The 25,203-nt window shown below is 67.1% G+C and carries 24 protein-coding genes; 2 read left to right on the forward strand and 22 right to left on the reverse strand.

The window, feature by feature from the left end:
* Window positions 1-34: 34 nt before the first annotated feature.
* The 7 genes from ACWEWT_RS17505 to ACWEWT_RS17535 form a co-directional block, all read right to left on the reverse strand.
* Window positions 35-1,027: an SCO2522 family protein gene (locus ACWEWT_RS17505; RefSeq protein ID WP_452560090.1), complete on the reverse strand. Its 993-nt coding sequence runs from the start codon at window positions 1,025-1,027 to the stop codon at window positions 35-37.
* Between the two features lie 66 nt (window positions 1,028-1,093).
* On the reverse strand, window positions 1,094-2,044 hold the full coding sequence (locus tag ACWEWT_RS17510) for an SCO2523 family variant P-loop protein (RefSeq protein WP_452560092.1): 951 nt from the start codon (window positions 2,042-2,044) through the stop codon (window positions 1,094-1,096).
* Window positions 2,045-2,048: 4 nt separating this feature from the next.
* Window positions 2,049-3,893 (reverse strand): SCO2524 family protein, encoded by a 1,845-nt coding sequence (locus ACWEWT_RS17515; RefSeq protein WP_452560094.1) that lies wholly within the window; start codon window positions 3,891-3,893, stop codon window positions 2,049-2,051.
* Window positions 3,894-4,249: 356 nt separating this feature from the next.
* Window positions 4,250-5,308, reverse strand: coding sequence for a CaiB/BaiF CoA transferase family protein (locus ACWEWT_RS17520; RefSeq protein WP_452560095.1), 1,059 nt, complete (start codon window positions 5,306-5,308; stop codon window positions 4,250-4,252).
* Between the two features lie 434 nt (window positions 5,309-5,742).
* A complete protein-coding gene (locus ACWEWT_RS17525) occupies window positions 5,743-6,699 on the reverse strand; it encodes an LLM class F420-dependent oxidoreductase (RefSeq protein WP_452560097.1) in 957 nt (318 codons plus the stop codon).
* An 85-nt stretch (window positions 6,700-6,784) separates the two neighbouring features.
* Window positions 6,785-7,192: a cobalamin-dependent protein gene (locus ACWEWT_RS17530; protein WP_452560099.1), complete on the reverse strand. Its 408-nt coding sequence runs from the start codon at window positions 7,190-7,192 to the stop codon at window positions 6,785-6,787.
* Complete coding sequence (locus ACWEWT_RS17535; RefSeq protein ID WP_452560101.1) at window positions 7,192-8,769, reverse strand: methylmalonyl-CoA mutase family protein; 1,578 nt, start codon at window positions 8,767-8,769, stop codon at window positions 7,192-7,194. The genes ACWEWT_RS17530 and ACWEWT_RS17535 overlap by 1 nt, the downstream gene beginning before the upstream one ends.
* A gap of 75 nt (window positions 8,770-8,844) precedes the next feature.
* On the opposite strand from ACWEWT_RS17535, the gene ACWEWT_RS17540 reads away from it, so the two are divergent.
* Window positions 8,845-9,675 (forward strand): SDR family oxidoreductase, encoded by an 831-nt coding sequence (locus ACWEWT_RS17540; protein ID WP_452560103.1) that lies wholly within the window; start codon window positions 8,845-8,847, stop codon window positions 9,673-9,675.
* Between the two features lie 72 nt (window positions 9,676-9,747).
* Here ACWEWT_RS17540 and ACWEWT_RS17545 read toward each other — a convergent pair whose 3' ends face one another.
* Both ACWEWT_RS17545 and ACWEWT_RS17550 read right to left on the reverse strand, forming a co-directional pair.
* Complete coding sequence (locus tag ACWEWT_RS17545; protein ID WP_452560104.1) at window positions 9,748-9,951, reverse strand: zinc-ribbon domain-containing protein; 204 nt, start codon at window positions 9,949-9,951, stop codon at window positions 9,748-9,750.
* A gap of 144 nt (window positions 9,952-10,095) precedes the next feature.
* Window positions 10,096-10,932: a class I SAM-dependent methyltransferase gene (locus tag ACWEWT_RS17550; RefSeq protein ID WP_452560105.1), complete on the reverse strand. Its 837-nt coding sequence runs from the start codon at window positions 10,930-10,932 to the stop codon at window positions 10,096-10,098.
* An 88-nt stretch (window positions 10,933-11,020) separates the two neighbouring features.
* Here ACWEWT_RS17550 and ACWEWT_RS17555 point away from each other — a divergent pair, with 88 nt between their 5' ends.
* Complete coding sequence (locus ACWEWT_RS17555; protein WP_452560106.1) at window positions 11,021-11,599, forward strand: TetR/AcrR family transcriptional regulator; 579 nt, start codon at window positions 11,021-11,023, stop codon at window positions 11,597-11,599.
* 76 nt (window positions 11,600-11,675) lie between these two features.
* Here ACWEWT_RS17555 and ACWEWT_RS17560 read toward each other — a convergent pair whose 3' ends face one another.
* The 13 genes from ACWEWT_RS17560 to ACWEWT_RS17620 all read right to left on the reverse strand — a co-directional run bounded on the left by ACWEWT_RS17560 (window position 11,676) and on the right by ACWEWT_RS17620 (window position 25,202).
* Entirely contained in the window at window positions 11,676-12,188 is a 513-nt protein-coding gene (locus ACWEWT_RS17560; protein WP_452560107.1) for a nitroreductase/quinone reductase family protein, read from the reverse strand.
* 105 nt (window positions 12,189-12,293) lie between these two features.
* Window positions 12,294-13,493 carry a cytochrome P450 gene (locus tag ACWEWT_RS17565; protein WP_452560109.1) on the reverse strand — a complete coding sequence of 400 codons (1,200 nt, stop codon included), beginning with the start codon at window positions 13,491-13,493 and terminating at the stop codon, window positions 12,294-12,296.
* Between the two features lie 34 nt (window positions 13,494-13,527).
* Window positions 13,528-14,763 (reverse strand): cytochrome P450, encoded by a 1,236-nt coding sequence (locus ACWEWT_RS17570; protein WP_452560111.1) that lies wholly within the window; start codon window positions 14,761-14,763, stop codon window positions 13,528-13,530.
* Between the two features lie 2 nt (window positions 14,764-14,765).
* A complete protein-coding gene (locus ACWEWT_RS17575) occupies window positions 14,766-14,963 on the reverse strand; it encodes a ferredoxin (RefSeq protein ID WP_030521171.1) in 198 nt (65 codons plus the stop codon).
* A gap of 43 nt (window positions 14,964-15,006) precedes the next feature.
* On the reverse strand, window positions 15,007-15,846 hold the full coding sequence (locus ACWEWT_RS17580) for an SDR family NAD(P)-dependent oxidoreductase (protein ID WP_452560112.1): 840 nt from the start codon (window positions 15,844-15,846) through the stop codon (window positions 15,007-15,009).
* 70 nt (window positions 15,847-15,916) lie between these two features.
* Complete coding sequence (locus ACWEWT_RS17585; RefSeq protein WP_452560113.1) at window positions 15,917-16,777, reverse strand: alpha/beta fold hydrolase; 861 nt, start codon at window positions 16,775-16,777, stop codon at window positions 15,917-15,919.
* Between the two features lie 179 nt (window positions 16,778-16,956).
* Complete coding sequence (locus ACWEWT_RS17590) at window positions 16,957-17,571, reverse strand: NADPH-dependent FMN reductase (protein WP_452560114.1); 615 nt, start codon at window positions 17,569-17,571, stop codon at window positions 16,957-16,959.
* A gap of 10 nt (window positions 17,572-17,581) precedes the next feature.
* Window positions 17,582-18,571, reverse strand: coding sequence for a cyclase family protein (locus tag ACWEWT_RS17595; protein ID WP_452560115.1), 990 nt, complete (start codon window positions 18,569-18,571; stop codon window positions 17,582-17,584).
* Window positions 18,572-18,593: 22 nt separating this feature from the next.
* Entirely contained in the window at window positions 18,594-19,472 is an 879-nt protein-coding gene (locus ACWEWT_RS17600; RefSeq protein ID WP_452560169.1) for a coniferyl-alcohol dehydrogenase, read from the reverse strand.
* A 36-nt stretch (window positions 19,473-19,508) separates the two neighbouring features.
* Complete coding sequence (locus ACWEWT_RS17605; RefSeq protein ID WP_452560116.1) at window positions 19,509-20,813, reverse strand: LLM class flavin-dependent oxidoreductase; 1,305 nt, start codon at window positions 20,811-20,813, stop codon at window positions 19,509-19,511.
* Window positions 20,810-22,609, reverse strand: a complete 1,800-nt coding sequence (locus ACWEWT_RS17610) for an FAD-binding protein (protein ID WP_452560118.1) — start codon at window positions 22,607-22,609, stop codon at window positions 20,810-20,812. The genes ACWEWT_RS17605 and ACWEWT_RS17610 overlap by 4 nt, the downstream gene beginning before the upstream one ends.
* The gene (locus ACWEWT_RS17615) at window positions 22,610-23,575 is read right to left on the reverse strand and encodes a 3-carboxyethylcatechol 2,3-dioxygenase (RefSeq protein WP_452560119.1); all 966 of its coding nucleotides are present in this window, start codon (window positions 23,573-23,575) and stop codon (window positions 22,610-22,612) included.
* Entirely contained in the window at window positions 23,532-25,202 is a 1,671-nt protein-coding gene (locus ACWEWT_RS17620) for a bifunctional 3-(3-hydroxy-phenyl)propionate/3-hydroxycinnamic acid hydroxylase (RefSeq protein ID WP_452560121.1), read from the reverse strand. Before ACWEWT_RS17620 ends, ACWEWT_RS17615 begins: the two co-directional genes overlap by 44 nt.
* Between the last annotated feature and the right edge of the window lies 1 nt (window position 25,203).

The raw sequence follows: 25,203 nt of genomic DNA on the forward strand, positions 1-25,203 counted from the left end.
CCACGCAATGGCTCTGCTGCGTCGGATCCGGCCATCAGGATCCGGCCAGCAGATGATGCTCGAGCCGCTCCGCGACCCGCCGGGACACTACGACGTTCTCGTCCCTGCCCCGCGCGATCACCTGCTCGACCACCTCGTGGTCGAGCTGGATGTGATCGAGGATCACCCGGACCGCGTGTTCGATACCGACGTAGCGCATCGGCAGAATCGACAGCGAACGGTATGCGGCGAACGGTTTGGCGCGCTCGTTGAGCTGAACGACCGACGGGAGATCCTCCCAGTGGGCGGGCCACCGTTCCCGGGTCCACAGCTGCGGTTCCACCGGGGGCCGACCCTCGTAACGCAGCATACCCAGCCGCAGCAGTTGCCAGATCGCCGCCAGATACGGACACGACCATCTGGGGATGCCCGCAGCGGGGTTCGGATTCCACATCTCGACATCGAGGAATACCGAATGGCCCCGACGGCCGAATTCCTCGGGCGGCTGGTACTCCTGCTCGGGGTGCATCGCCAGCCCGGGTTCTCGATCGGTGGCCCGTTTTCCGTTGCACAACCACCCGGACTCGGCGGTCGGGGGCCGACGGCCGTTGGCGCCCTGATACGGCTCGGCGACGATACGATGCCGCACCATTTCGGCCAGGGCTATCGCCGGAGTCCGCACGACGCCTTCGCGAACGACCTCGGGAACATCGGCGCACCCCGCTTCCCGCGCCAGGTAGTCGATGGTCAGGCCACATTCGGCGGCCGTGCCCAGCACCTTGTCGAGGATTACGCCCGGTTCGGTATCGCGCCGGAAGTAGTCGTCGACGAGAAAACAGGTGCTGACCCGGGCCCGCCCCCCGAACTCGAGCTGCGCGGACCGGGTGAACGCGTCCAGCAGGGGCACGATACGCCGGAACTGCTGCTGAATCCGATCCACGCCGTTGATCAGATCCTGCATCAGGAAGTGGCCGACCTCGACCGATATATGCGACAACGGTACGGCGCTGACTCGCCCGAGGTCGCTGGCCTCGCTGTAACCTGCCACATTCTCCACGTGGTCGGATGCCTGTTCTGCGAACGATGTCGCGGTCGAATGGTGTCGGACGGCTGTCTAGTTCAGTGGAACCCAGGTACGCGGGTCGAGCAACCGATCGCCGAGATGGTCGAAGGCTTCGACGGTCGCGCGATTGGCGATACTCTTCTGCACGTCGACGTCGAGGATCAACTGTTCCCGCCACTGCAGCATCGGCTCGACCGGAATCGTACCCAGCAGCGAACTCGCACCGATCCGCAACTCACCGGCGAGTTCGTTCAGAATTCGGTCCTGCTGGTGCAGCCACGAGGCCTGCGGCGCAGGCCCCCCGCGAATTCGATCGACCTGGGGTACGGCGGTCCGCACGAAACGGATATTGCTCAACAGTTCGTCGTGATCGTGTCCGGCGCGTTCCCCGCATTCCAGCAGTCCGTGGCGGCCGTAGACGAGACCGCTCGCGGCATAGACGTGCTGGCGCGTCCAACGGTGGAATACCAGCCAGCGCACGGTCCGCGCGGCCAGCACCCCCTGCGCGGTGGCGTTCAGCACGATATCCAGCGCGATGGATCGACCGGCACTGAGATCGACGATCGACAGATCGAATTCCTTGTCCACCGTGTGCAGCAGACGCACACAGCGTTCGACCACCTCCGGGTCCCAGCGCCGGTCGAACTCGCCCCCGCCCTGATCACCGGGAAACAGCACCAACTGCCCGCCCCTGCCGCGCCTGCGACGGACGTCCTCCCGGTCGGTCCGGTCGCGGACATTGATGCGGGCGGGCGCACCGCCTGTTCCCAGCAGGTAGGCATGCAGACCGACGCCCTGGCCGGCGCCGCTGTCCCGATCGATTTCGGGCGCGATACCGCGCTCGTAGCCGCCGAGTTCGAACAGGGCACCCGCGGTGGGCGAACCGAAGTCGAAGTCGAGGTATGCGACTCTCTTTCCCCGGGACGACAGCCGATATCCGAGATTGCAGCTCGTCACCGAGCGCCCGGTTCCCCCCTTGTCGGAGGTCGCGAAGACGATCATGCGATCACATGTTCCTCGTGGCGTCCCGACGTCCCGCGGCGAGCTCGTCGAGCTCACGCAGCGCGTCGAGGGTGTGCACGAAGGCGGTCGCCGCGTCCTCGCGGACCAGCCGCCGGGCTTCGTCGATATGGCGCTCGACCCCGTAGAGCGCCTCCCGGTTGTCGGAGTAGTCGTCGATCCTGACTCCGAGCATCTCCTGGTCGAACCGGTGTTCGGCGGTATTGAGCATGATCCGTGCGATCGATTGCAGCTCGGGCCAGTTCGGCGGCGGTTCACGGTAGGTGCGGTCCGCGACGACGAGACACTCGATCATGCGCTCGGTCATGTACCAGGAGGGCCGTGTCTCGGCGCCGTCCCGATAGCCGGCGAACGCCCCGCCGGGATCGTCCCACAGGCCGACCGCGCCGTCGCGCAGGATGCGCGCGTTGAGGTGATCCATGGTCGCCTTCGACAGCTCCACGAGCTTGTCCCGCGCGGCGACATTGTTCGACAGGCGGGCTGCCTGCATCATCCGCTTGAGCAGTACCGCCGCGAAGTCGGAAACCTGCCATTGCAGCAGCGGGCCGCCGTCCACCTGCTCGGTCCCCCGCAGACCGAGCAGGACGCCGGGCTCATGCAACTGCACTGCCGGATCGTCGCGCATCGGACGCCGGATGATCCGGCCACGGCCCGCCAGCTCGTCGAAAATCGCCACGGCCCTGGTCAGGTCGTCATCGGAGGCCGTACGGGCGACGAGATCCTGGATCAGCACCGCGGAAACGATGAGACTGTAGTAGTCGGACTGCTCCCCGTCGGAGGTCTGCCACGGAATGTCCTCGAGCGGCCAGCGACCGTCACCGAACCGGGCCACGGTCGACCAGTAACGCTGGGTCAGCTCCCAGCGGGTGCGCAGCGCCTGCGCCAGCCGGTGCTGGGTTTCGTCGAGCAGCCCCAGCTCACCGGCACGCGGGGAGACCAGGTCGTTGATGCCGTCGAGTGCGACAACGGTGAAATACAGATAGGGCCGTGGCTGGGCCACCCCGGGCGCGTCCGCGATCGGCGCAGGCGCGAAATCGACGGAGGAGGCGTTCTCGGCGATCCCCCACGTCCAGCCGCATTCGAAGAGCAGGGAATCGTCTTCGAGATCCTCGACCGAATGCTCCTGGCCGAGCGAGATATCGCTGCGCAGCCTGGCCCGGACCCGCTCCAGGCCGGCCCGGATACCGGCGAGCACAGTGCGCTCGGTACTTCCGGACTGGTTCAGCATGCGCAAGATCGCCTGCCCCTGCGGCGAGCCCGGACGGAAGGTGTTGACGACGAAACTGCGGACGAGACCGGTCATCGCGGCGGTGAGCCGGTCGCTGAGACGGGCCGACAACTCTTCGATCTGGGCGGTGGACGCCCCGGGACGGAGACGGGTCCGGTAATCGCGTAGGAAACGCAGGCCGGCCATGCACAGGGTCAGCGCCATCGAATAGGAGTCGACGATATCGAGCCGCTGCTGTACCTCGGTCGGCGGCCGCTCCTCGCTGGAGCGCAGATAGCTGCCGCCGGCGAACAGCGGCTGTCCGTCCGCGGCGGAGTTGTTGTCGATATAGGACGCCAGCAGCGACACCATGAAGGCGCCGATACGCGTTGTGCCGCCGATGGGTTCGAGGACGGCCTGCACATCCTTCTCGATGCGGTCCGGATCGTGTAGTGCGAACACGTCGATTTCGGTCGCGGGGTACAGCAGGCAGAGCAACTGCTCCGAATCACTGATCGAGTTGACCGGACGAACCCCGCCCCACTGCCACTGCTCGCCGTCCCAGCAAGCGTCGATCATCGCCTTCCAGATTCCCAGAATCTGCTCTCTCGGTTGGATTCTCATCCGCCGGCGTCCTCACACCCCTCGTAGCGGTCCACCGGGCCTCCAGTCGCGTGATACCGACCCGGATGGCGATCGTGGGCAAAAGATAGCATGCCGCCTTCCATCGTATTCCCGTGCACCAGCACGAAATCGCGCCACGCCCGCGAACGGATGGATACGTTCAGCGACACCCGTGGCACGGTACCGGGCAACTGCCCGGTGGCACGTTCACGCGCAGCCATCCCCGGGATGCCGTACTACGATGCCGGACTACTCAGCGCCGTACTACTCGGCCTTGTGGGCCCCGGCCCACCTCCGCGGCACCCTGATGCCCGACCGACGCCGACGAGCGCCCCGCGCGAAGCCGATCACCGGGCTCACCCGACGATATTCCCGTATTCGCCCAGCCGCGGCGGCGGGCGGTAGTCCGGGGTCCAACCGGCCACCCGGATGGACGAGGCGACCAGCCGGTGTCCGCCCGCGCGAACCACCATGTCCGGGGTGTCGTCGAGCGCCTGCGGGAGAGTGCGTACCGCGGCGGCGGGAACGCCCCGCGGACGCAGGCGGGCCTCCCAGGAGAGCGCGGTATCGGTGAGCAGGGCCGCGGCCACCAGTTCCAGTACGTCGGCCCGGTTCGCCGCCCGCTCGGCCATGGTCTCGTATCCGATGATCCCCGCCTCCTCCGAGAACGATTTCCAGAAACCGTCGTGGGTGACGAACAGCGCCAGATAACCGAACGCTGTCGGAAAGAGCTGGGCGGGAACATAGTAGGAGTGCGCACCGTAGGGCCGGCGTTGCGGTTCGACGCCGTTGTCGAGGTAGGCGGCCGCGTGATAGTTCAGCTGGGACAGCATCACATCGCGTAGCGAGACATCGATCTGGCCACCCCGGCCCGAGACGATCTGGGCGAGCAACCCCAGCGCGGCAGTCAGACCGGTGGAGTTGTCGGCGGAGGAGTATCCGGGCAGCGTGGGCGGTCCGGCCGGGTCGCCGGTGAGGGCGGCGACGCCGGTGGCTGCCTGGACGACGTAGTCGAACGCGGGGTCGTCGCCGTTGTCGAGTCCGAAGCCGGTGAGGGCGACGCAGACGATGCGGTCGTTGTAGCGGCGCAGTGCCTCGTAGGTGAGCCCGAGCTTGCGGATGGCCGAGGGTTTCAGGTTCACCAGCAGCGCATGCGAATCCGCGGCCAGTTCCCCGAGCCGGCGCTGCCCGTCCGCGGCGGTCAGGTCCAGGCAGATACTGCGTTTACCTCGATTGAGGCTCGCGAAATAGGAGTCACCGACCTTGCGCGAGATATCCCCGCCGGACGGTTCCAGTTTCAGCACCTCGGCGCCCAGATCGGCCAGCATCATGGTCGCGTAGGGACCGGCCAGCATGGTGCCGACCTCCAACACCCGGATCCCGTCCAGCGGCCCGGCATTCACAGCAACTCCCACGGAGCGGACTCGTTCGGCCCGTGGAGACCAAGGCGAAGGCACCGCATCCTCAACACTCCCTCGAAGCAGGTTCGTACGGTCCGCGGAGGCTGTCGCGAAGGCGGAGGTATCCCATCACCGACACTCCCCCGAAGCCGTTCCATTCGACCCGCGGAGACCGAAGCGAAGGCGCAGACACCGCATCACCGATACCTCCTCGAAGACGGTTGATGCGGGTCCGCGGAGGCCGAAGGTATCGCACCATCATTGCTCCCCCGAAGGAGTCGCATGCGGCCCGCGGAGACCGAAGCGAAGGCGCAGACACCGCATCACCGATACCTCCTCGAAGACGGTTGATGCGGGTCCGCGGAGGCCGAAGGTATCGCATCATCATTGCTCCCCCGAAGGAGTCGCATGCGGCCCGCGGAGGCCGTAGCGAAGGCGGAGGTATCGCATCATCGCAGGTCCTTCGCGATTTCCGCGATCGTCTCCCGGGTGCGCCGTTTGGAGGCGACCAGTTCGTCGCGGTTGTCGCCGATCGGCAGCAGGCGGACCGAGAGGTCGGTGGCGCCGGCCTCGGCGTACCGGCGCAGGCCGGCGGCGATCGCGTCCTCGTCGCCGGCGATACAGATATCGCCGATATCGCGGGCGTCGCCCTGTTCCAGCAACCGCTGGTAGTTGGGTGACACCTCGGCCTCGCCGAGGATCCGGTTTGCGCGCTCGCGGGCGGTTTCGATATCGGCGTTCGCGCACAGGCAGATCGGCAGGCCGGCCACGATTCGCGGGGCGCCGCGACCGGCGTCGGCGGCGGCCTTGGTGATCCGGGGGGCGATATGGTCGGCGATGGCGCGTTCGTCGGCCATCCACAGGATGGTGCCGTCGGCGTGTTCGCCGGCGATCCGCAGCATGACCGGGCCCAGCGCCGCCACCAGCACCGGCAGGGGTGCCACCGGTCCGAGGTCGAGCGGATTGCGCACCGTGAAGCTCCCGTTCGAGACCTCGATGGTGCCCGGACCGTGCAGCGCCGGATTCAGGACCTCGAGGTAGTCGCGGGTGTAGGCGGCCGGTTTCTCGTAGGGCAGCCCGAGCATGTCCTGCACGATCCAGTGATGCGACGGGCCGATACCGAGCGCGAGCCGGCCGCCGGCGACCGCGTGCGCGGATATCGCCTGGCGGGCCAGGGCGATCGGATGCTGTGCCTGGAGTGGGACCACCGCGGTGCCGAGTTCGATCCATTCGGTCACCGATCCCAGCAGTGCCACGGTGATCAGTGCGTCGAAATCCGTGGGGATCTGGGGAATCCAGGCCGTATCCATACCGGCCGCTTCGGCCCATCTGATGTCGTCGATCATCCGGGCGGCCTTGCGCGCGGTATCGCCGCGCTCGGGTCCGATCATCACGCCGATCCGCACGATTCCTCCACTCTCATGATTCGGGTGGAGCCGCCGCCCACCGTCATGGCGGCGGCTCCGGGCCCGGACGCGCGGCGTCCGGGGGTCAGGGTGTGGGCGGTGCCGGTGTTCCGGTCAGCGCCCGCATCTCGGTGACCAGCACATCCAGGGCGGTCCCGGTCGGGAAGACGGCGGCGGCGCCGGCCTCGCGCAGTTTCTCGATATCGCCCTGTGGGATGGTGCCGCCGACCACGACCGCGATATCGGCGGCATCGGCGGCACGGAGCGCGTCGACGACCCGTTTCGTCAGTGCCACATGGGCTCCGGACAGGATGCTCAGGCCGACGACGGCGACATCCTCCTGGACCGCGATGGAGACGATGTCCTCGATCCGCTGCCGGATCCCGGTGTAGACCACTTCGAACCCGGCATCGCGCAGGGTGCGGGCGACGATCTTGGCACCGCGGTCGTGCCCGTCGAGTCCGGGTTTGGCGACCAGTACGCGCGCGGTCATCAGAACACCACCGGCTGCTGGAATTCGCCCCATACCGATTTGAGCGCGGCGGTCATCTCGCCGACTGTGCAGTAGGCGTTCGCGCAATCGACCAGACGGTGCATCAGATTCTCGTCTCCTTCGGCGGCCCGGGAGAGCGCGGCGAGTGTGTCGCGCACGGCGGCGGAATCCCGTTCGGCCTTCACCTTGGCCAGCCGTTTCAACTGTTTCTCGCGGCCCTCGGCGTCGAGCTCGTAGGTGGAGATCTCGGGAGCGGGTTCATCGGAGACGAATTTGTTCACCCCGACCACCGGTTTGACGCCGGATTCGATCTCCTGGTGCAACTTGTAGGCTTCGTCGGCGATCAGGCCCTGGAGATATCCGTCCTCGATGGCCCGAACCATCCCGCCGCGGTTCTCCAGGTCGGTCATGATCTCCTGGATGGCCGCTTCGGTCTTATCGGTGAGCGCTTCCACGAAATACGAGCCGCCGAGCGGATCGGCCACCCGGGTCACCCCGGTCTCGTAGGCGAGGATCTGCTGGGTGCGCAGCGCCATGGTCGCCGATTCCTCGCTGGGCAGTGCGAACGGCTCGTCCCAGGCCGCGGTGAACATCGACTGCACACCGCCGAGCACCGCCGCCATCGCCTCGTAGGCGATCCGGACGAGATTGTTCTGCGCTTGCGGAGCGTAGAGAGAGGCGCCGCCGGCCACACAGCCGAAACGGAACATCGAGGCCTTGTCCGAGGTGGCGCCGTAGCGTTCGCGCACAATGGTCGCCCACCGCCGCCGGCCGGCCCGGTATTTGGCGATCTCCTCGAAGAAATCGCCGTGGGTGTAGAAGAAGAACGAGATCTGCGGGGCGAACTTCTCGATACTCATCCGCCCGCGTTCGACGACGGTATCGCAGTAGGTGACCCCGTCGGCCAGCGTGAACGCCATCTCCTGGACCGCGGTCGCGCCGGCGTCGCGGAAATGGGCGCCCGCCACCGAGATCGCGTTGAACCGCGGCACTTCGGCGGCACAGAACTCGATGGTGTCGGCGATGAGCCGCAGGGAGGGCTGCGGGGGCCAGATCCAGGTGCCGCGCGAGGCGTATTCCTTCAGGATGTCGTTCTGGATGGTGCCGGTGAGTTTCTCCCGGGGCACACCTTTCTTCTCCGCCGCGGCGACGTAGAACGCGAGCAGGATCGCGGCCGTGCCGTTGATGGTGAAGCTGGTGCTGATCTTGTCCAGCGGTATTCCGTCGAAGAGGATCTCGGCGTCGGCGAGGGTGTCGACCGCGACCCCGACCCGGCCGACCTCCTCGCCCACCTCGGGATCGTCGGAGTCGTAACCGCACTGGGTCGGCAGGTCGAGCGCGACCGACAGACCGGTACCGCCCTGTTCGAGCAGATAGCGGTAGCGGCGGTTGGACTCTTCGGCGGTGCCGAAGCCCGAGTACTGCCGGAAGGTCCACAGCCGTCCCCGGTATCCGGTGGCGTAGTTGCCCCGGGTGAACGGAAACGCGCCGGGCGCGGGCGGTTCGGTATGCCGGTCGTCCGGCCCGTAGACCGGATCGAGCGGGATACCCGAGGAGGTATGGACTGTGTCGCTCATCGTTGAATATGATACTTGCAGAAAATGAGAATGCCAATACCGCTTCGCGCGAACGCATAATCGACCAGGAGTGACATGCCGACCGAACAGCAGATCTTCACCGACCGGACCCTGGTGATCTCCGGAGCCAGCCGCGGTATCGGGCTCGCCGTCGCCCTGTCGGCCGCCCGCCGCGGGGCGAACGTGGTCCTGCTGGCCAAAACGGCCGAACCGCATCCGAGGCTGCCGGGGACCGTGCACACCGCGGTCGCCGAGATCGAGGCGGCGGGTGGGAAAGCAGCCGCTGTGGTCGGCGATGTGCGGGTGGAAGAGGATGTCGCGCGAGTTGTCGACACCGCGCTCGAACGGTTCGGCCGGATCGACTACTGCGTGAACAATGCCAGCGCCATCGCCACCGAACCCACCGAGAAACTCTCGGCCAAGAAATTCGACCTGATGCAGCAGATCAACCTGCGCGGCACCTTCCTGCTGACCCGGGCCTGCCTACCGCATCTGCGGCAGGCTCCGAATCCGCATATCCTGACCATCGCGCCGCCGCTGAACACCAGCCCCCGCTGGCTCGGGGCGCACCCGTCCTACACCCTCTCGAAGTACGGGATGACCCTGCTGACCCTCGGCTGGGCGGCGGAGTTCGCCGAGGCCGGTATCGCCGCGAACTGCCTGTGGCCGCAGACCTATATCGCGACCTCGGCGGTAGCGAATCTCCCCGACGGCACCGATCTGCTGGAGCGGTCGCGGGATCCACGGATCATGGGCGATGCCGCCGCGGATATCCTGTCCCGCGAGGCGCGGTACAACACCGGCAACTGCCATATCGACGCCGCCGCCCTCATCGAATCCGGCCGGACCGACCTGTCGGAATACGGCGGCGGCCCGAGCCCGATCCCGGATATGTTCCTCGACTGAACCGGCCGGGGCGCCGCCGGACCGGATATCACCCGACGGCAATGCGCCGGTGAACAGCGCCGGCGCCGCGGCTCAGACCTGGACCGCGGTGCCGCAGATACCGCACACCTCGAGCGAACGGCGCTTCCAGCGCGCGACCGGCACGAAGAACACTGTGAACTGCCGGAACTCCCGGACACGCAGCCACTGCGTTGTGTTGTGACAGCGTGGGCAGCTCCGGGTTCCGCCGGGGCCGAGGTTCCGCCGCTTGGTGCCGAAACCGAAAATGAAGAACATCAGCCCAGCGTAGAGGGGAGATATCCGAGGCCGCAGAATTGCTCCGCCGCCACGGTTCTCGTCGTCGACGTCCGGACGAACGCGCGGTCTCCGCCCGATTCGGCATCCGCACCCCATCGCTGGGAGAACCGGATCAGGCCGCGCTCACCCCGGTCGCGTGGCCACGACGGCGAAGTTCAGTGGGATCCGCGGCGCTTCCGGCGGCAGCGTCCAACCCTGCGGGCACGGCACCAGATCCGGGAAAGCGGGCCAATCCATGATCGGCAGTTCCTCGACCGCCTCGATTCGCAGACCCGCTCGCAGCAGCGCACCGACCACCTCACCCAGGCCGTGCCGCCACTCCGACACAGTGTCGTGCGCGATCTGCCCGGCCGAATCCTCGGTATAGCTGCCCGATTCGATGTAGGTCCGCGGACCACCGCCACCCAGGTAATCGTCGTTGATCTGCCAGGGCTCGAATTCCATCGACCCGAGGATCGGATGGTCGTCGCGGATCAGGAATACGCCACCGGGTTCGAGTAGGTCGTGGATCGATCGCGCCCAGTCCCCCAGGTCGGGTAGCCATACGATCGTTCCCGCGCTGGTGACGACGAGGTCGAACCGCCTGTCCAGCACGGTCGAGGCGAATCGCGCGTCGCCTTCCACGAAGGTGATCGAATGGCCGGCGGACTGCGCGATGCGCGCAGCGTGGCCCAGCGAGTTGGGCGAGAAGTCGAGCCCGTGCACATCTGTTGCGCCCAGGCGGGCCCAGGAGAGCGTATCGATGCCGATATGGCACTGCAGATGCAACAGCGACCGGCCCCGCACCCCGGATTCGGGCAGATGCGCGGCCAGCACCGCCAGATCGTTGCGCACCACCGGGGAGATTCGTCCGGTATCGGCCACGAAGGCATCGACGTCGTACATCCGCGAACGCCGGTGGACCTCGGCGCGGTCGTCCCAGTTCGCCCGGTTGGCGGCGATCGCCGCGGCCTCGTCCATGATCGGTCCCTTCCACACGGTCGGTATCAGCGATCGTTTTGTATCACACCCGTGATAAATACCTGAACCGATTTTCTAGACTGTGGCGGTGCCGGTCCGAGTAGATGCCGAGGCGCGCCGCCGCCATATCGTCGACGCCGCGCTGCGCCTGATCGTGCGCGGCGGTATCGCCGCGGCGACCTTCCGGAAGGTCGCGGCGGAAGCCGGCCTGAACGTCGGATCGGTGCGGCACTACTTCACCGACCACGAAGCACTCATCGTGGCCGTAGCGACCGAGGTCGGCGACCGGATGGGACAGCGACTGGTCCGCCATCCCGCACCCGGGAACGGGGACGGCAAGGCCGCCCGCCGGCACCTGCTCACCGTGCTCGCGGAACTGGTGCCGCTGGACGAGGAACGTCATCGCGAGGCGGTCGTCCTCCTGGAGGTGTTCGCCGCCGCCCGGCTCGACTCGGCGTTCGCACCGGTGGTCCGGCGGATGGCCGCCGACCTGCGGCTGGTACTGACCGAGGCGGTGGCCGCGACCGGGACGGACGCCCCGGCCGCGGCCGCCGCGCATCTCGCCGCACTGGTCTCCGGCCTGTCACTGGACGCGGTCACACCGCACGGGTCCGTCGACCGCGCCACAATTCTCACCGTGCTGGAACGCCATGTGGCGACCCTCTGAAACCACACCCGGGGGGACACGGAAACCGGTGCGGCAGCGCCACACCGGTGCAGCTACACACCGTGGCCGGGAGCACTCAGCCCTCGCCGTCGAAGGTCAGCACGACCAACGGCACCGGCCGGTCGACCTTGGACTGGAAGTCCGCCAGCAGCGGGTTGGCGGCCAGTGCCCAGGCCGCGAACTCGTCGTAGTCCGCGCCTTCGAGCACTGTGCCGGTCGCCCGGTAGGTCTTGTCCCGGAGCTCGATGGTGACCTGCGGGTTCGCCTTGATGTTGTGCCACCAGGCCGGGTACTTGTCCTCGATGAACGAGCTCACGTACATGGTGTCGCCCCGGTACAGGGGCCCCAGCGGAGTCGTGTGCCGCTTACCGCTCCTGGCTCCCGTGGTGGTGAGCAGGATGAGGTCCCCGCCCGCGTACGCACCGCCCACCCTGCCCGAGTTCTCCCGGAACTCCTTGATCACATCATCGTTCCAGTGGGCGATATCGCCCTGCTCGTCCCAGGCCTGGTTCCACGGCGCGTTCGGATCGTCGTATTCGGTGATATCGGTCTGATCCGGCTGTCCCGCGGTCGTGTCGATTTCGCTCATGATTCGAGTGTGTCGCGGATATAGGACACTTTCCGTCCTGAATCGGACGGCCGGGCCGCACCCACCTCTCGGTGTGCGCGGCCCGCTCGGTATCCGCCCGCCGGATCAGAAGGTCGCCGGCATGGACTCCCAGCCGCGCACCGTGGAGGTCGGCGACAGTTTCGCGTTCGTCGCGTCGGCCTCCCACTCCGGGAAACGCTTCAGGATCTCCTCCAATGCGATCCGGCCCTCCAACCTCGCCAGTGCCGAACCCATGCAGAAATGGGTGCCCACACTGAAGGCCAGGTGCGGTTTCGCTTCCCGGTGGATATCGAAAACGTCACCGTCCGGGGCGAATTGCCGGTGGTCGCGGTTGGCGGCGCCGATGAGCATCATCATGGCGCTGCCCTCGGGCACCGTCGTGCCGTGGAATTCGATATCCCGGGTGACATAGCGCGCGACATGCGGCGCCGGTGGTTCGTAGCGCAGCAGTTCCTCGATAGCGGCCGGGATCAGGGCCGGGTTGCGGACGAGTTCGCGGCGCTGGTCGGGGTGCTCGGAGAGGACCTTGCCCGCCCAGCCGATGAGCCGGGTGGTGGTCTCGTTACCGGCGCCGGACACCACATTGATGTAGGTGAGGATCTCGGCCCGGGTGAGGTGGCGCAGGGTGCCGGTCTCGTCCTCGAACTCCACGTTCAGCAGTTCGGAGATGATGTCGTCGGACGGGTTCTCGGCACGCCAGTCGACGTACTTCTCGAAGAGTTCACCGCTGGCCAGGCTCTCCGTGGAGACCTCCATCGGTTTGCCCTCTTCGGTGCGCATCTGGTCGTTGGCGAAATCCCGGACGGCTTCCTGGTCCTCTTCCGGGATACCGAGCAGCATGCCGATGGTGCGCATCGGCATCTGCGCGCCCAGATCGGCGATGAAATCGATCCGGCCGGTATCGACGAGCGGGTCGAGGCTGCGCCGGCAGAATTCGCGCACCTTCTCCTCCAGCGCGGAGATCTTGCGCGGGGTGAACATGCGCGACAGCAGTTTGCGGTGCATGGTGTGGATCGGCGGATCCTCGAAGATCAGTACCCCCGGCGGGATCTCGATATTCGCCTTGATCAGTTCGATGATCGCGCCGCGCGCCGAACTGAAGGTGTCCTTGTCGATCAGCGCGGCGTTCACATCGGCGAAACGGCTGATCGCGAAGAAATCGTGGGTCTCGTTGTAGTACAGCGGCCGCTCGTCGCGGAGCCGTTTGAACATGGGATACGGGTCGGCGTTGAGCTCGACATCGTAGGGGTCGTAGTAGACGTCGCTGGGCGCGCTGGTCGTCACAGGTCGGTCTCCTCTCCGGAGTCGTGCGGCGTGGTCACCACGTCACGGGTAGGCGGTACACGCCGTAGGCCAGCTTGTCGTGTTTGAATTCGACGTCTTCGATCGGAATCGCCAGGCGCATGGTCGGAATCCGCCGCAGCAGGGTTCTGAAGACGATCTGCAGTTCGACCCGGGCCAGCTGCTGGCCGACGCACTGATGCGGGCCGAAACCGAAGCCGACGTGCAGCCGGGCCGGACGGGTCAGGTCGAGTTTGTCGGGCTCGGCGAACTGGTTCGGATCCCAGTTGGCCGGGGCGAGGTCGATGATCACGCCCTCACCGGCCTTGATGGTGTGCCCGCCGATCTCGATATCGTCGAGCGCCACCCGCCGCTGACCGTTCTGGATGATGCTCAGATAGCGCAGCAGTTCCTCGACGGCGTTCGCGACGACCTTGGGATCGTCGGTATCTCGCAGCAGCGCCAGCTGGTCGGGGTTCTCGAGCAGGGCGAGAGTACCGAGCGAGATCATGTTCGCGCTGGTCTCGTGTCCGGCGATGAGGACGCCGGTGCCGATCTGGGCGGCCTCTTTCATGGAGATCTCGCCCGCGGTGACCCGTTCGGCGAGTTCGGTGACCATATCCTCGGCCGGGTTCTCCATTTTGGACTTGATCAGATCGATCAGGTACCGGGCCAGCCCGACCCGCCCGTTCGCCGCTTCCTCTTTGGTGGCGTAGCGCGAGACACCGGTCGTCGCGTGCTGCTGGAAGAACTCGTGATCCTCGTAGGGCACACCCAGCATTTCGCTGATCACCAGCGACGGCACCGGCAGCGCCAGCGCCTCGACCAGGTCGGCGGGCTGCGGGCCGGCGAGGACGGCGTCGATATGGTCGTCGGTGATCTGCTGGATCGCCGGGCGCAGGGCATCGACGCGCTTCACCGTGAAGGGTTTGGTCATCATCCGGCGGAACCGGCTGTGCTCCTCCCCGTCGGTGTTGAACACCGATTTGGCCCGGTGGTTCACCAGGTCGAGCATGCCCTCGTTCCAGTGCGGGAAGCCGGGATGATGGTCCTCGACGCTGATCCGCGGATCGGACATGAGCGATTTCAGCTCGGTGTACCCGGTGACCAGCCACGGCGTACTGCCGTCCCAGATGCGGACCCGGCTGAGCGGGGCCTCGGTGACCAGGCCCAGGACTTCCGGCGGCGGCGCGAACGGGCACCCGGGAGCCCGGTCCAGCGGATAGTTCAGGACGGTTCCGGTGTGGGTCTCGGACCCGGAAGTATTCGACACTGCTACTCCTCGTGGACGTGGATGGCCATGGCGGGGCAGACGGCGGCGGCCTCGCGCACCTCATCGGCGAGTTCGTCCGGCGGGTTCTCGTCCAGCAGCACGACGATGCCGTCGTCCTCACGTTGATCGAAGACCGCGTCCGCCGCCATCACGCAATGCCCGGCGGCAATGCATTTCCCTTGTTCGACAGTCACTTTCATGACGCTGCTCTTTCCGATGTGGGGTTCTCGGGACTCGGCCGGTTCACGACGCTCCCGCCGGCGCTCCGGCGGAGCCTGCCTTCTCGGATCTCCGGGCGCGCAGCGGTTTACCGGCGGTGGTGCCGCCGTCCACGGTCAGCACCGTCCCGGTCAGATAGCGGGATCGGTCGCCCGCGAAGTAGACGGCCGCTTCGGCGACGTCCTCGGGCGTTCCCTCACGCGGTAGCGGCCGGTCCTGGTTCATCATCTCCCGCATGGCCCGGGTCATCCGCTCGGCCTTCTCCGGTGACATGGTGGTAGAAGCTTTGGCCAGCAGGTCGGTGGGGATATTGCCGGGGGCGATGCAGTTGACGCGAATTTCGTACTGTGCCAATTCGATTGCCGCCGATTTCGTGAAATGGATAACCGCCGCCTTGGACGCGCGGTAGGTCATCACCCCGCCCCCGGCCTGAACTCCGCCCACCGAGGAGAGGTTGATGATCGAACCGCCGCCGTGCTCCGACATATACCGCGCGGCCTGCCGCGTCCCGGCCATCGGACCGAGCACATTGACCGACATCACCCGGTGGAAGTCGCCGAAATCGTCGGACAGGATGCTCTTGTGCATCGTCCCGGAGATCCCGGCGTTGTTGCACATGATGTGCAGGCCGCCGAACCGCTGGACCGCGAGATCGACGAGAGCGGCGATCTGATCCTGCTCCCCGACATCGGTGCGCTGGAAGAGCGCACCGCAGCGCTGCGCCACAGCGGTGCCGCGCTCGACGTCGATATCGCCGACGACCACCCGGGCACCCTCGGCAACGAACCGCTCGACCATGGCGGTGCCCAGGCCGGTCGCGCCACCGGTCACCACCGCGACCTTGCCCGTCAACTCGTGGCCCATACGCTGAATTTCCTTTCCTCACGACATTCCGTAGTCCGATCCCGCGCGCTCGCCCCGAGACGCCGGCGACTCATCCGCTGCGCGCGTAGTCCGGCGCCGGCGCGGTGCGGGACTGCCGGTCCAGAAAGTCCAGGAGCAGGGCGTTGACCGCGTCGGGGCGTTCCAGCTGCGGACAGTGCCCGGCATCGTCGACGACCGCCGAGCGAGCATCCGGGATCCGCGCGGCGATATCGGCCGCCCAACCCGGCGGCAGGAGTTTGTCGGCGCCGCCCTCGACTACCAGGACCGGGACCCGGATCCGTTCGAACGGCCGGTCCCCCGGGCCGGGTGGTGGCGGGGCACCGGGCCGCCGGAACCGGGCGGCCGCGATCGCCTCCCAGGCGCCCGGGGCCGTCGCCGATTCGAACCGCCGCCGGACATAGTCCTCGTCGGCCGGATACGCGGGTGCGGCGAAGAGCGCGGTGACGATCCTGCGCATGGCGGGCAGGGTGGCGTCGAAATCGTAGAGGGCCTGCATATGCTCGCCGGCCCGGATCTGCCCGCCGCCGCAAATGGTGACCATGGCACGAACCGGTAGGACCGGATTCTCGGCGGTGGTATCGGCCAGCAGATTCACGGCACCCATGGAATTGCCCACGAAATAGGCGGATTCGATTCCGAGCAGCGCGCAGAGCCGCGCGATATGCCGGATACGCATTCCACGCCCGTCGGTGAAATCGATGGCTTTCGCCGATTCGCCGAACCCGAGCATATCCGGGGCGATCACGTGATATCGCTGCGCGAGCGCGCCGATGGTGTGTTCCCAGCCGATTTCGGCACTAGCCCCGAATTCCCCGCCGTGCAACAGGACGACGGGTTCACCGGCACCCGCCTCCAGGAAATGCGTGTGCAGCCCGTCGACCACGAGCGTGCGGTGCGCGTAATCACTCATGGGCTGTTCCCGTCGAGCACAAGGACCGAGTCCGGCGATCGGTCGACATCCGGACGCGGAGGCCGTAGGGAAGGCGGAGGTATCGCATCACGCCCCGCCTCCGGAGCCGAGCTGCGCCCGACCGGTCCGGCATCCGGACGCGGAGGCCGTAGCGAAGGCGGAGGTATCGCAGTATCGCATCATTCGCTACCGCCGATGGTTTTGGCGGTGGTGAGCACCTGCGCGGCCAGCAGTTCGAGCTGCCCCTGTACACCGGGGTCGGTCAGCGCGCCGGCCTCGTCCCAGATCTTGTCCGCGGAATTGATCGCGACCCCGATCGGAGTGGGCCAGGCGCGCAGCGCGTGCCCGATCCCGCGCAGCTGACCGAGCGTGCCGACAGCGGCCTGCCAGCCGTAGGCACAGGTGATACAGCCCCACGGCTTGTTGTCCAGGTAGACCGTGGGATCGGCGCGCATATCCTCGACATAGTCGAGGGCGTTCTTCACCAGCCCGGAGATCGCGCCGTGATAGCCCGGCGATCCGACGATCACCGCGTCGGCGGCGCGCAACGCCGCCACCAGCGCGACGGCCTGCGGGGTGCGGGCCGGATCGTGCGGGTTGTACATCGGCAGATCGATATCCGGGCCGCTGAACAGGGCGGTCCGGCCGCCGCGTTTCTCGACCTCGTCCAGGCAGTGGCGTAACGCCCGTTCGGTCGAGGAGTTCGCCCGCAACGTCCCGCCGAGGCCGACGACGAACGGCTGGGTATCCGCGCCGGACGCTGTGCGCTCCACCATTGTGCTTCCCAAGGTCATGACCGGTCTCCTATTTGATGGCGATCGGGTTGATCGGTGATCCCACCGCACCCACCACGCGCAGCGGCGGTGCGATCAGCTGGAATTCGTAGACTCCGTCGGCGGCGCAATCGGCGGCCAGGGCGGTGAAATCCCAGTATTCGCCGAGCATCAGGCCCATATCGCGGAGGCAGAGCATATGCAGCGGCAGGAAGGTGCCGTCGACACCGGACACCGGGTTCTCCACCATGAGGTTGTCCGCGGCCACCGCGGCGATCTCGTGCTCGTGCAACCATTTCGCGCAGGTCCAGTCCAGACCGCTGTACGGTTCGGCACCGTTGCGCGCCTCGAGGAAACGGTTCCACCAGCCGGTCCGGACCAGCACGATATCGCCGGATTCGATGGTCACGCCCTGCCGTTTCGCGCATTCGTCGAGTTCGTCGCCGGTGATCGGCTCGCCGACCTCGAGGAATACGTCCGCGCCGCGGTATTTCACCAGGTCCAGCAGTACGCCGCGGCTGGTGATGCCCTTGCTGTCGACCTTTTCGATACCGCAGTGGAAAGCGCCCATACTGGTCACCGAATCCGCCGGGAACCCGTTGTAGAGCTTGTCGTCGTAGTAGACGTGCGAGAAGGCGTCCCACTGGGTGGCGGCCTGTAACGGCATGATGAGCATATCGTCGTTGAACCGGAAGGGATTGTCGGCGAAGAACCCGGCCAGTTCACCGGCCACCGAGTTCTGGAGCCATTTCGGGCCGTATTCGACCAGTGTCGCGGCGTCGCCGCCGTCGACGGTCATCACATGCGTGGGATTGGCTCGGAACTTGAACGCACCCTGCGGTCCGTTGGAGCTGAAATCGATACCCAGCGGGAAAACCTTCCCGTGCCGGACCAGTCCGGCGGCGGCCGCGACCTTGGCGGGGGTGATGAAATTCAGCGTGCCGAGTTCGTCGTCGGCGCCCCAGCGGCCCCAGTTTCGTACGGTTTCACCGAGTGTGTAGAAATCGGTCAGAGTTGCCACGTTGCACTTTCCTTCCAGCTGCCTATTTCGGCTCGCCCGGGACCACCCCGGCGGATTCGGGTGAGGTCGGCCCGGTGGGCCGCACCGGGGGCGGTCCGGCCAGTTCGCCGGCCAGCCGCGCGGCGAGGTTCCCGCCGTCGACCCACAGCACCTGACCGGTGATGTATCCGGCAGCCCGGCTGCCCAGGAACAGCAGTGCCGACGCCTGTTCGACGGGATCGGCGGACCGGCCCAGCGGTTTCGGGATCCCGTCGAGATAGTCCTGGCCGTATGCCGAGCGCAGCTGGTCCAGGATGGGGGTTTCGGTGACGCCGGGCCCGGTGCAGTTCATCCGGATCCCGCGGCCCGCGAGCTCCACCGATCGGCGCACGGTGTAGAGGATGATCGCCTCTTTGGACAGCCGGTAGCCGCCGTCGGCGATGGCTTCCGGATTCGCGGCGCACCACGCGATTCCTTCTTCCATCGAGGTGGTCTCCAGGAACCCGTTGACCGCCCAGCGGTTCTCCAGGTATCCGGAGGCGGCCAGCGAGGAGACACTGACCACCGCCGAACCCGGTTCCATATGTGGGACGAGCGCTTCGGTGAAATGCCGCATCCCGAGGAAATTGATGGTGGCCACGCGCAGCGGGTCGCCGATGCCGGAGGAGACGCCGGCGATATTGAAGAGCACATCCACCTCGGTCCCGACCGAGCGCGCCGCCCGGTCGATGGACCACGGATCCGCCTGATCCATTTCGTAGAACTCGTCGAGTTCGGTGCCCGGACGCAGCCGGTCGAGACCGACGATCCGGCCGCCCAGGTCCCGCAACTGCGTGACCAGGCAGGCGCCGATACCGGACGCGCAACCGGTCACCACCACCCGTTTGCCGTCGTAACGCCACCGCCGGTCGATCGAGTCCACCTCGGACACCGCGCTCTCCTCTCCCGCTGCTGCCGTTCAGCCCTGCTGCTGGTCCTTCAATGCCTGCGCGGCCTTCACCCGGCCTTCGTTGATCTCGGCCATGGCCTCGGGAATCTCGCTGGCGGTGAACTTGCCGCCGCGGCCGGTGGGCAGGCCGCCGATCGAATAGGTCTCGTCGAATTCCGGCACCGCCCAGGGCCGGCGCCGCGCTTCGGCCTTCTCCAGGACCGGCTCGAGCCGCCTGGCCTTCGCGGCCCGGGCGGCCTCATCGCGTTCGATGAACTCCGGCAGGATCTCCTTGCCCATGATCTCGATGGATTCCATCGTTCCTTCATGGCTGCGCGGGTTGAGCAGCAGAATGATCTCGTCGACCCCGCTCTCCTCGTAACCGCGCAGGAATTCGCGCACGGTGTCCGGGCCGCCGATGGCACCGCGGCCGGGGCCGTAGGCGAGGGTCTCGTCTTCCTTCACCGCGTCCAGGTAGCTGTCCCATACGCCGGTGCGGCCGGGAGTGTGCATACCGGTCATGTAGTAGTGCATGATGCCGAACGAGAAGAACCCGCCGCCCACGCCGAGGCGTTTCACGGCTTCCTCGTCGGTCTTGGCGACCATCATCGACAGGTCACCGCCGATGGCGAGAATGTTCGGATTCATCTGCGGAACCGAGGGCGCGGCAGCGTTCTCGAATTCCTCGTAGTAGCCGCGCACCCGCTCACCGAGCGCCTCGGGGCCGGTATAGGCGAAACTCAGTGCGCCGATACCCTTCTGGGCTGCCATCTGCACCGACGACGGCCGGGTACAGGCGACCCACAGCGGCGGGTGCGGCGTCTGCCGTGGTTTCGGGATGACATTGCGCGGCGGCATGGAGATGTGCTCGCCTTTGAACCCGCTGAAGGGACTCTCGGTCATCGCGCGGATGGTGACCTCGAGGGCTTCCTCCCACTGGGCGCGCTTGTCCGCGGGGTCGATATTGAACCCGCCGAGCTCGGCCACCGACGACGATTCACCGGTTCCGAATTCCACCCGACCGCCGGACAGGTGATCCAGGGTCGCCACCCGCTCCGCGGCGCGGACCGGATGGTTGATACCGGGCGGCAGATGCATGACACCGAAACCGAGCCGGATGTTCTTCGTGCGCTGGCTGGCCGCGGCGAGGAACATCTCGGGCGCCGTGGCGTGGCAGTACTCCTCGAGGAAGTGGTGTTCGGTGAGCCAGACGGTGGAGAAACCGGCTTTATCCGCAGCTTCTACCTCGGTCAGCCCGTCCTGGAACATCTCGAATTCGTCGTCGTCGCTCCAGGGCCGCGGCAGGGCGAACTCGTAGAAGAGGGATATTTTCATCGGTTACCTCCAGTGGATCGGATCGTCATGTCATTTCCTTCGGCCGGCCGGACCGCCCCTTCGCCGGTGTCCCCCGCCGCTCCGGACCGTGCTCGCCCGGCGCAGTGCTCGGCGGCGAGGTATCCGAAGGTCATGGCCGGGCCGATGGTGGCGCCGGCGCCCGCGTAGCTGCGGCCCATGACCGCGGCCGAGGCATTGCCGACCGCGTACAGTCCGTCGATGGCCGACCCGTCGGCACGCAGTACCCGGGCGTGCTCGTCGGTGCGTAGGCCGCCCGAGGTGCCGAGGTCGCCGAGGACGATCCGGAACGCGTAATAGGGCGGTTTGCCGAGCGGGAACAGATTCGGATTCGGCAGTGTGGGATCGCCGTAGTAGTTGTCGTACACGCTGTCGCCGCGCTGGAAATCGTCGTCGTGCCCGCCGCGGGCGAGTTCGTTGAACCGGGCCGCGGTGGCCTCGAGTTCGGCGATGGGGACCTCGATCTTCGCGGCCAGTTCGGCGTAGCTGCCGGCGGCTTTCACCACGCCGGATTCCAGCCATGCCTGCACCATCTTGTATCCGGTCGGGACCGGCGCGAACGGCACTTTCGGGATCGGCAGATGGCCGCCGATCACGTACTTGTGCCAGGACCGGTGATCGGTGATCAGCCAGCACGGGATATGGGTCACCCCGGTGCGCTGGCCCTCTATCATGGCGTGTCCGAAGTCCATATAGGGCGCGGCCTCGTTGATGAACCGCTTACCCGACCCGTTCACGATGAACTGCGCGGGCATCATGCGTTCGTTGAGCATGAACTGCATCCGCCCGTCGGGCCATTGGATGGCCGGGAACCACCAGGCCTCGTCCATCAGCGCGGTATCCGCACCGGCCTGCTGTCCGGCTCGGATCCCGTCACCCAGGGCCACCGGATTACCGAAACTCCAGTCCTGGTCGACCTCCGGCAGTTCCTCTTTACGCCAGGTCATATCGTGGTCGAATCCGCCGGTCGCCAGGATCACCCCACGGCGGGCCCGGATCCGTACCGGTTTCCCGTCGCGGGTGACCACCGCGCCGGTGATCTGCCCGTCGGCACCGGTGATCAGCGAGGTCATCGGCGAGCTCAGCCAGAGCGGGATATCGCGTTCCTGCATGGCCAGCCGCAATCGCGCGATCAGGGACTGGCCGATCGCGGCGATCCGGTCGCCGAACACATGGGCCCGGAACATCCGCCAGATCAGTTTCAGCATCACGGCTTTACCGCGCCAGTTCTGCCGGACCTGGTAGAACATCCGCAGATCCTTGGGCCCGAGCCAGATCCCCTTCGGCGCCAGGGCCAGCGGTTTGAGCAGCTTCTCTTCTTCGTCGCCCAGTTCGCGCAGATCGATCGGCGGCACATTGATGGTGCTGCCCTGTGCCGAACCGCCGTCGATTTCGGGGTAGTAGTCGGCGTAACCCGGTTTCCAGACGAATTCCAGCCAGCGGCTGCGCTCTTCGAGGAAGGCCATCATGTCCGGTGACCGCTCGACGTAGGCCCGCAATCGTGCGTCGGTGACCAGCCCGCCGGTGATGGTGCGCAGATAACCGACCACCGCGTCGGGGTCGAGCGCGAACCCGTCCCGCTGCTGCGCGGGCGCGTTGGGCACCCAGATTCCGCCACCGGACAGGGCGGTGGAGCCGCCGTAGTAGTCGGCTTTCTCCACCACCAGGGTGTCGAGCCCCAGTGCTTCGGCGCGTAGCGCGGCGCTCATCCCGCCGCCGCCGGAACCGATCACCAGTAGATCGACGGTTTCGTCGAAATCCGTCTCGTCGGTGCTCACTCAGCGCCTCCTGTCGTCGCGCGGCTCATCGGCGGGCCGGGCCGTACGGACGGCGAAGCCGGCGATGAGTTCTGGTGTGGGCCGGTAGTAGCGGACGCCGGTGCGATAGGTCCCCTGTGCGGCCAGCGCCGCGAAGGCCGCCACCCAGGTCCTGATCTCGTGCGCCGAATTACCGGCGATCCGGGTGATCTCGCTGTTGTCCCAGTCGTCCACGGCGGCCAGCCCGCCGGTGTCCACGAGCTCGAGGAACGCCCGGTCCCAATCGGGGTTGAGCGCCTGCAGCGGGCTGTCGCCGGTGGCGAAGTCACGGGCGGCGGCGATCACCGCGGTCTGGCGAGCGGCACGCTGCTCGGTGGTCATCGGACGACCGCCCACGATCCGTTCCAGAACCGGCCCGGGGGCGGTGGCCCGCTGCGGGACCGGTGGGTCGTGGGACAGGCCGCCCGATCCGATGATCAGTACCCGCTTGCCCGAGGTCGCGAGATGACGGCCGACCGCGGTGCCCAGCGCCCGCACCCGGCGCAGCGGGCCCAGTGGCGTCGCCACCGAGTTAACGAAGATCGGGACGACCGGTCGCGCGGTGGCGTCGCCGAACAGGCGCTGGAGTGGCTGCACGGTGCCGTGGTCGACCGACATCTCCGCCGCGGTCGCGATATCGATTCCGGCCTCGAGCAGCGCTTCGGCCAGCCGCAGGGCCTGATCCTCGGGAACATTCAACGGCCCGGCGTGGGTCCCGTAGTCCCCGACCGCGGTGGCCGCGGTACCCAGGCAGAAGGGCGGCATGAGTTTGTAGAAGAACCCGTTGTAGTGGTCGGGGGCGAACAGCACCACCAGTTCCGGATCGAACTCCCGCACGAAATCCCGGGCCCGGTCGAGCGCTTCGCCGACCTCCGCGAGCAGTTCGGGACCGGGGCCGGGGAGTTCAAGGAGCGGGCTGTGCGAGACGCAGCACACGGCCAGCGGCATCGGTACCTCCCGGGGCGAGTTCGAGGGTTTTGCGCAGCGCCGCACCGAGTTCGGGGGCGTGCTGGGCGATACAGGCGCCGGCGATACACCGGTCCGGGCGCAGGAAAAGCACCGAATCGAGCTGGCCGTCGAACCATTTCTTCAGGGCGCCGGTGTGATCACCGACCACCACCACCTCGGGGTCGTCGTGCCCCGCCCAGTGCAACTGGGTCGCGGGCCGCGCTTCCACGAAACGGGCGCCGAGTTCCTTCCACCGGGCGAATTCAGCGTCCCCCAGCAGTTTCCGGGGCTGGTTGTTCCAGCACAGCACCGCGAACCAGGGACCCAGCGTTTCGTCCAGCAGCACATCCGGCTGCGCGCGGGTGGCGACCCGCGGCTGGATGAACAGGGTCCCGACCGCCGAATTCGGCGACCGTGACCAGCCGTGCACCACCGCACCGCGGTCGTAGCGCGGCATCGGTTTGAACCGCATCCCGAGCACGTACCGTTTCAACGGCGGTACCAGCGCCAGCCCGCGTACCGCCACATCCCGGGCGGCGGCGACCCGGGCGTTCGTCGGCGAGATGACCCGCCCGACCATGGTCGACAGATCGATCATGGCCCGAGCGTGTTTACGCCGCTCCTGGTCGTAGGTGTCGAGCAGGCCGTCGCCGGCGATCCCGGACACCACCGCCGCGAGCTTCCAGCCCAAGTTCGCCGCGTCCCGGATTCCGCTGTTGTAGCCCTGGCCCTGCCAGACCGGCATGAGATGGGCGGCATCCCCGGCCAGCAGCAACCGGCCCTTCCGGAATTCGCCCGCGATCCGGGAATGATGGGTGTAGACCCGGCGCCGGATCACATCGAGGCGTTCCGGATGCGGTACGAAGGGTGTGAGCAGCCGGGCCAGGAATTCCGGGGTCTCGGCGTCGGCATCGGATTCGGCGTCGTGCAGCAGGAATTCGAACCGGCGGATGCCGTGGGCCAGCGAGATGGAGACATTCGGCCGCGCCGGATCCGCCCCGACCTCCACATTCGGATGTCCGAGCGGATCACCGTCGATATCGACCACCAGCCAGCGGGTCGGCGAGGTGGTGCCCTCGAAACTCACCCCCATCGCATGCCGGGTGGTGCTGCGACCGCCGTCGCAACCCACCACGTACCGGGCCCGCACCTGTTGCGGACCGTCGGCGGTATCGAGCCGCACCAGGACCTCGCTACCGGTGTCCGCGCATTCGCGCAGCGCGGTGGCCCAGCGGATCTCTACGCAGTCGAAGCGGTCCAGCCCGGCCAGCAGTTCGGCGTCCACCAGCGGCTGGATGAAACCGCTGCGTTTGGGCCAGCCGAACTGCTGGTCGGTGGGCGCGATCTCGGCCAGCAACCGCCGCTGCCCGTCGACGAACCGCATGATCTGGTTCGGGTTCGTATGCGGCAGAATCCGGTCCACCAGGCCGGTCGCCTGCATGGTGCGCAGGGATTCGTCGTCGATACCGACACCGCGTGGATAGTCGATGAGGCTCGGGCGTTCCTCCACCAGCAGGGTGTGCACGCCGTAGCGGCCCAGGGTGTTCGCGATGGTCAGGCCGACCGGCCCGGCGCCGACGATGACGACGTCGAATTCAGCGGGGCCGCTACCGTTTCCGTGGTCCATA

This window comes from Nocardia sp. NPDC003963, assembly GCF_053605105.1.

What these genes read in the sequence shown, in the direction of transcription:
- ACWEWT_RS17515 (WP_452560094.1), bottom strand. Translation starts at nt 3,893, where the DNA reads ATGAGAATCCAACCGAGAGAGCAGATTCTGGGAATCTGGAAGGCGATG.
- ACWEWT_RS17540 (WP_452560103.1), top strand. Translation starts at nt 8,845, where the DNA reads ATGCCGACCGAACAGCAGATCTTCACCGACCGGACCCTGGTGATCTCC.
- ACWEWT_RS17530 (WP_452560099.1), bottom strand. Translation starts at nt 7,192, where the DNA reads ATGACCGCGCGCGTACTGGTCGCCAAACCCGGACTCGACGGGCACGAC.
- ACWEWT_RS17560 (WP_452560107.1), bottom strand. Translation starts at nt 12,188, where the DNA reads ATGAGCGAAATCGACACGACCGCGGGACAGCCGGATCAGACCGATATC.
- ACWEWT_RS17580 (WP_452560112.1), bottom strand. Translation starts at nt 15,846, where the DNA reads ATGGGCCACGAGTTGACGGGCAAGGTCGCGGTGGTGACCGGTGGCGCG.
- ACWEWT_RS17590 (WP_452560114.1), bottom strand. Translation starts at nt 17,571, where the DNA reads ATGACCTTGGGAAGCACAATGGTGGAGCGCACAGCGTCCGGCGCGGAT.
- ACWEWT_RS17510 (WP_452560092.1), bottom strand. Translation starts at nt 2,044, where the DNA reads ATGATCGTCTTCGCGACCTCCGACAAGGGGGGAACCGGGCGCTCGGTG.
- ACWEWT_RS17535 (WP_452560101.1), bottom strand. Translation starts at nt 8,769, where the DNA reads ATGAGCGACACAGTCCATACCTCCTCGGGTATCCCGCTCGATCCGGTC.
- ACWEWT_RS17585 (WP_452560113.1), bottom strand. Translation starts at nt 16,777, where the DNA reads ATGAGTGATTACGCGCACCGCACGCTCGTGGTCGACGGGCTGCACACG.
- ACWEWT_RS17620 (WP_452560121.1), bottom strand. Translation starts at nt 25,202, where the DNA reads ATGGACCACGGAAACGGTAGCGGCCCCGCTGAATTCGACGTCGTCATC.
- ACWEWT_RS17575 (WP_030521171.1), bottom strand. Translation starts at nt 14,963, where the DNA reads ATGAAAGTGACTGTCGAACAAGGGAAATGCATTGCCGCCGGGCATTGC.
- ACWEWT_RS17545 (WP_452560104.1), bottom strand. Translation starts at nt 9,951, where the DNA reads ATGTTCTTCATTTTCGGTTTCGGCACCAAGCGGCGGAACCTCGGCCCC.
- ACWEWT_RS17550 (WP_452560105.1), bottom strand. Translation starts at nt 10,932, where the DNA reads ATGGACGAGGCCGCGGCGATCGCCGCCAACCGGGCGAACTGGGACGAC.
- ACWEWT_RS17605 (WP_452560116.1), bottom strand. Translation starts at nt 20,813, where the DNA reads ATGAAAATATCCCTCTTCTACGAGTTCGCCCTGCCGCGGCCCTGGAGC.
- ACWEWT_RS17615 (WP_452560119.1), bottom strand. Translation starts at nt 23,575, where the DNA reads ATGCCGCTGGCCGTGTGCTGCGTCTCGCACAGCCCGCTCCTTGAACTC.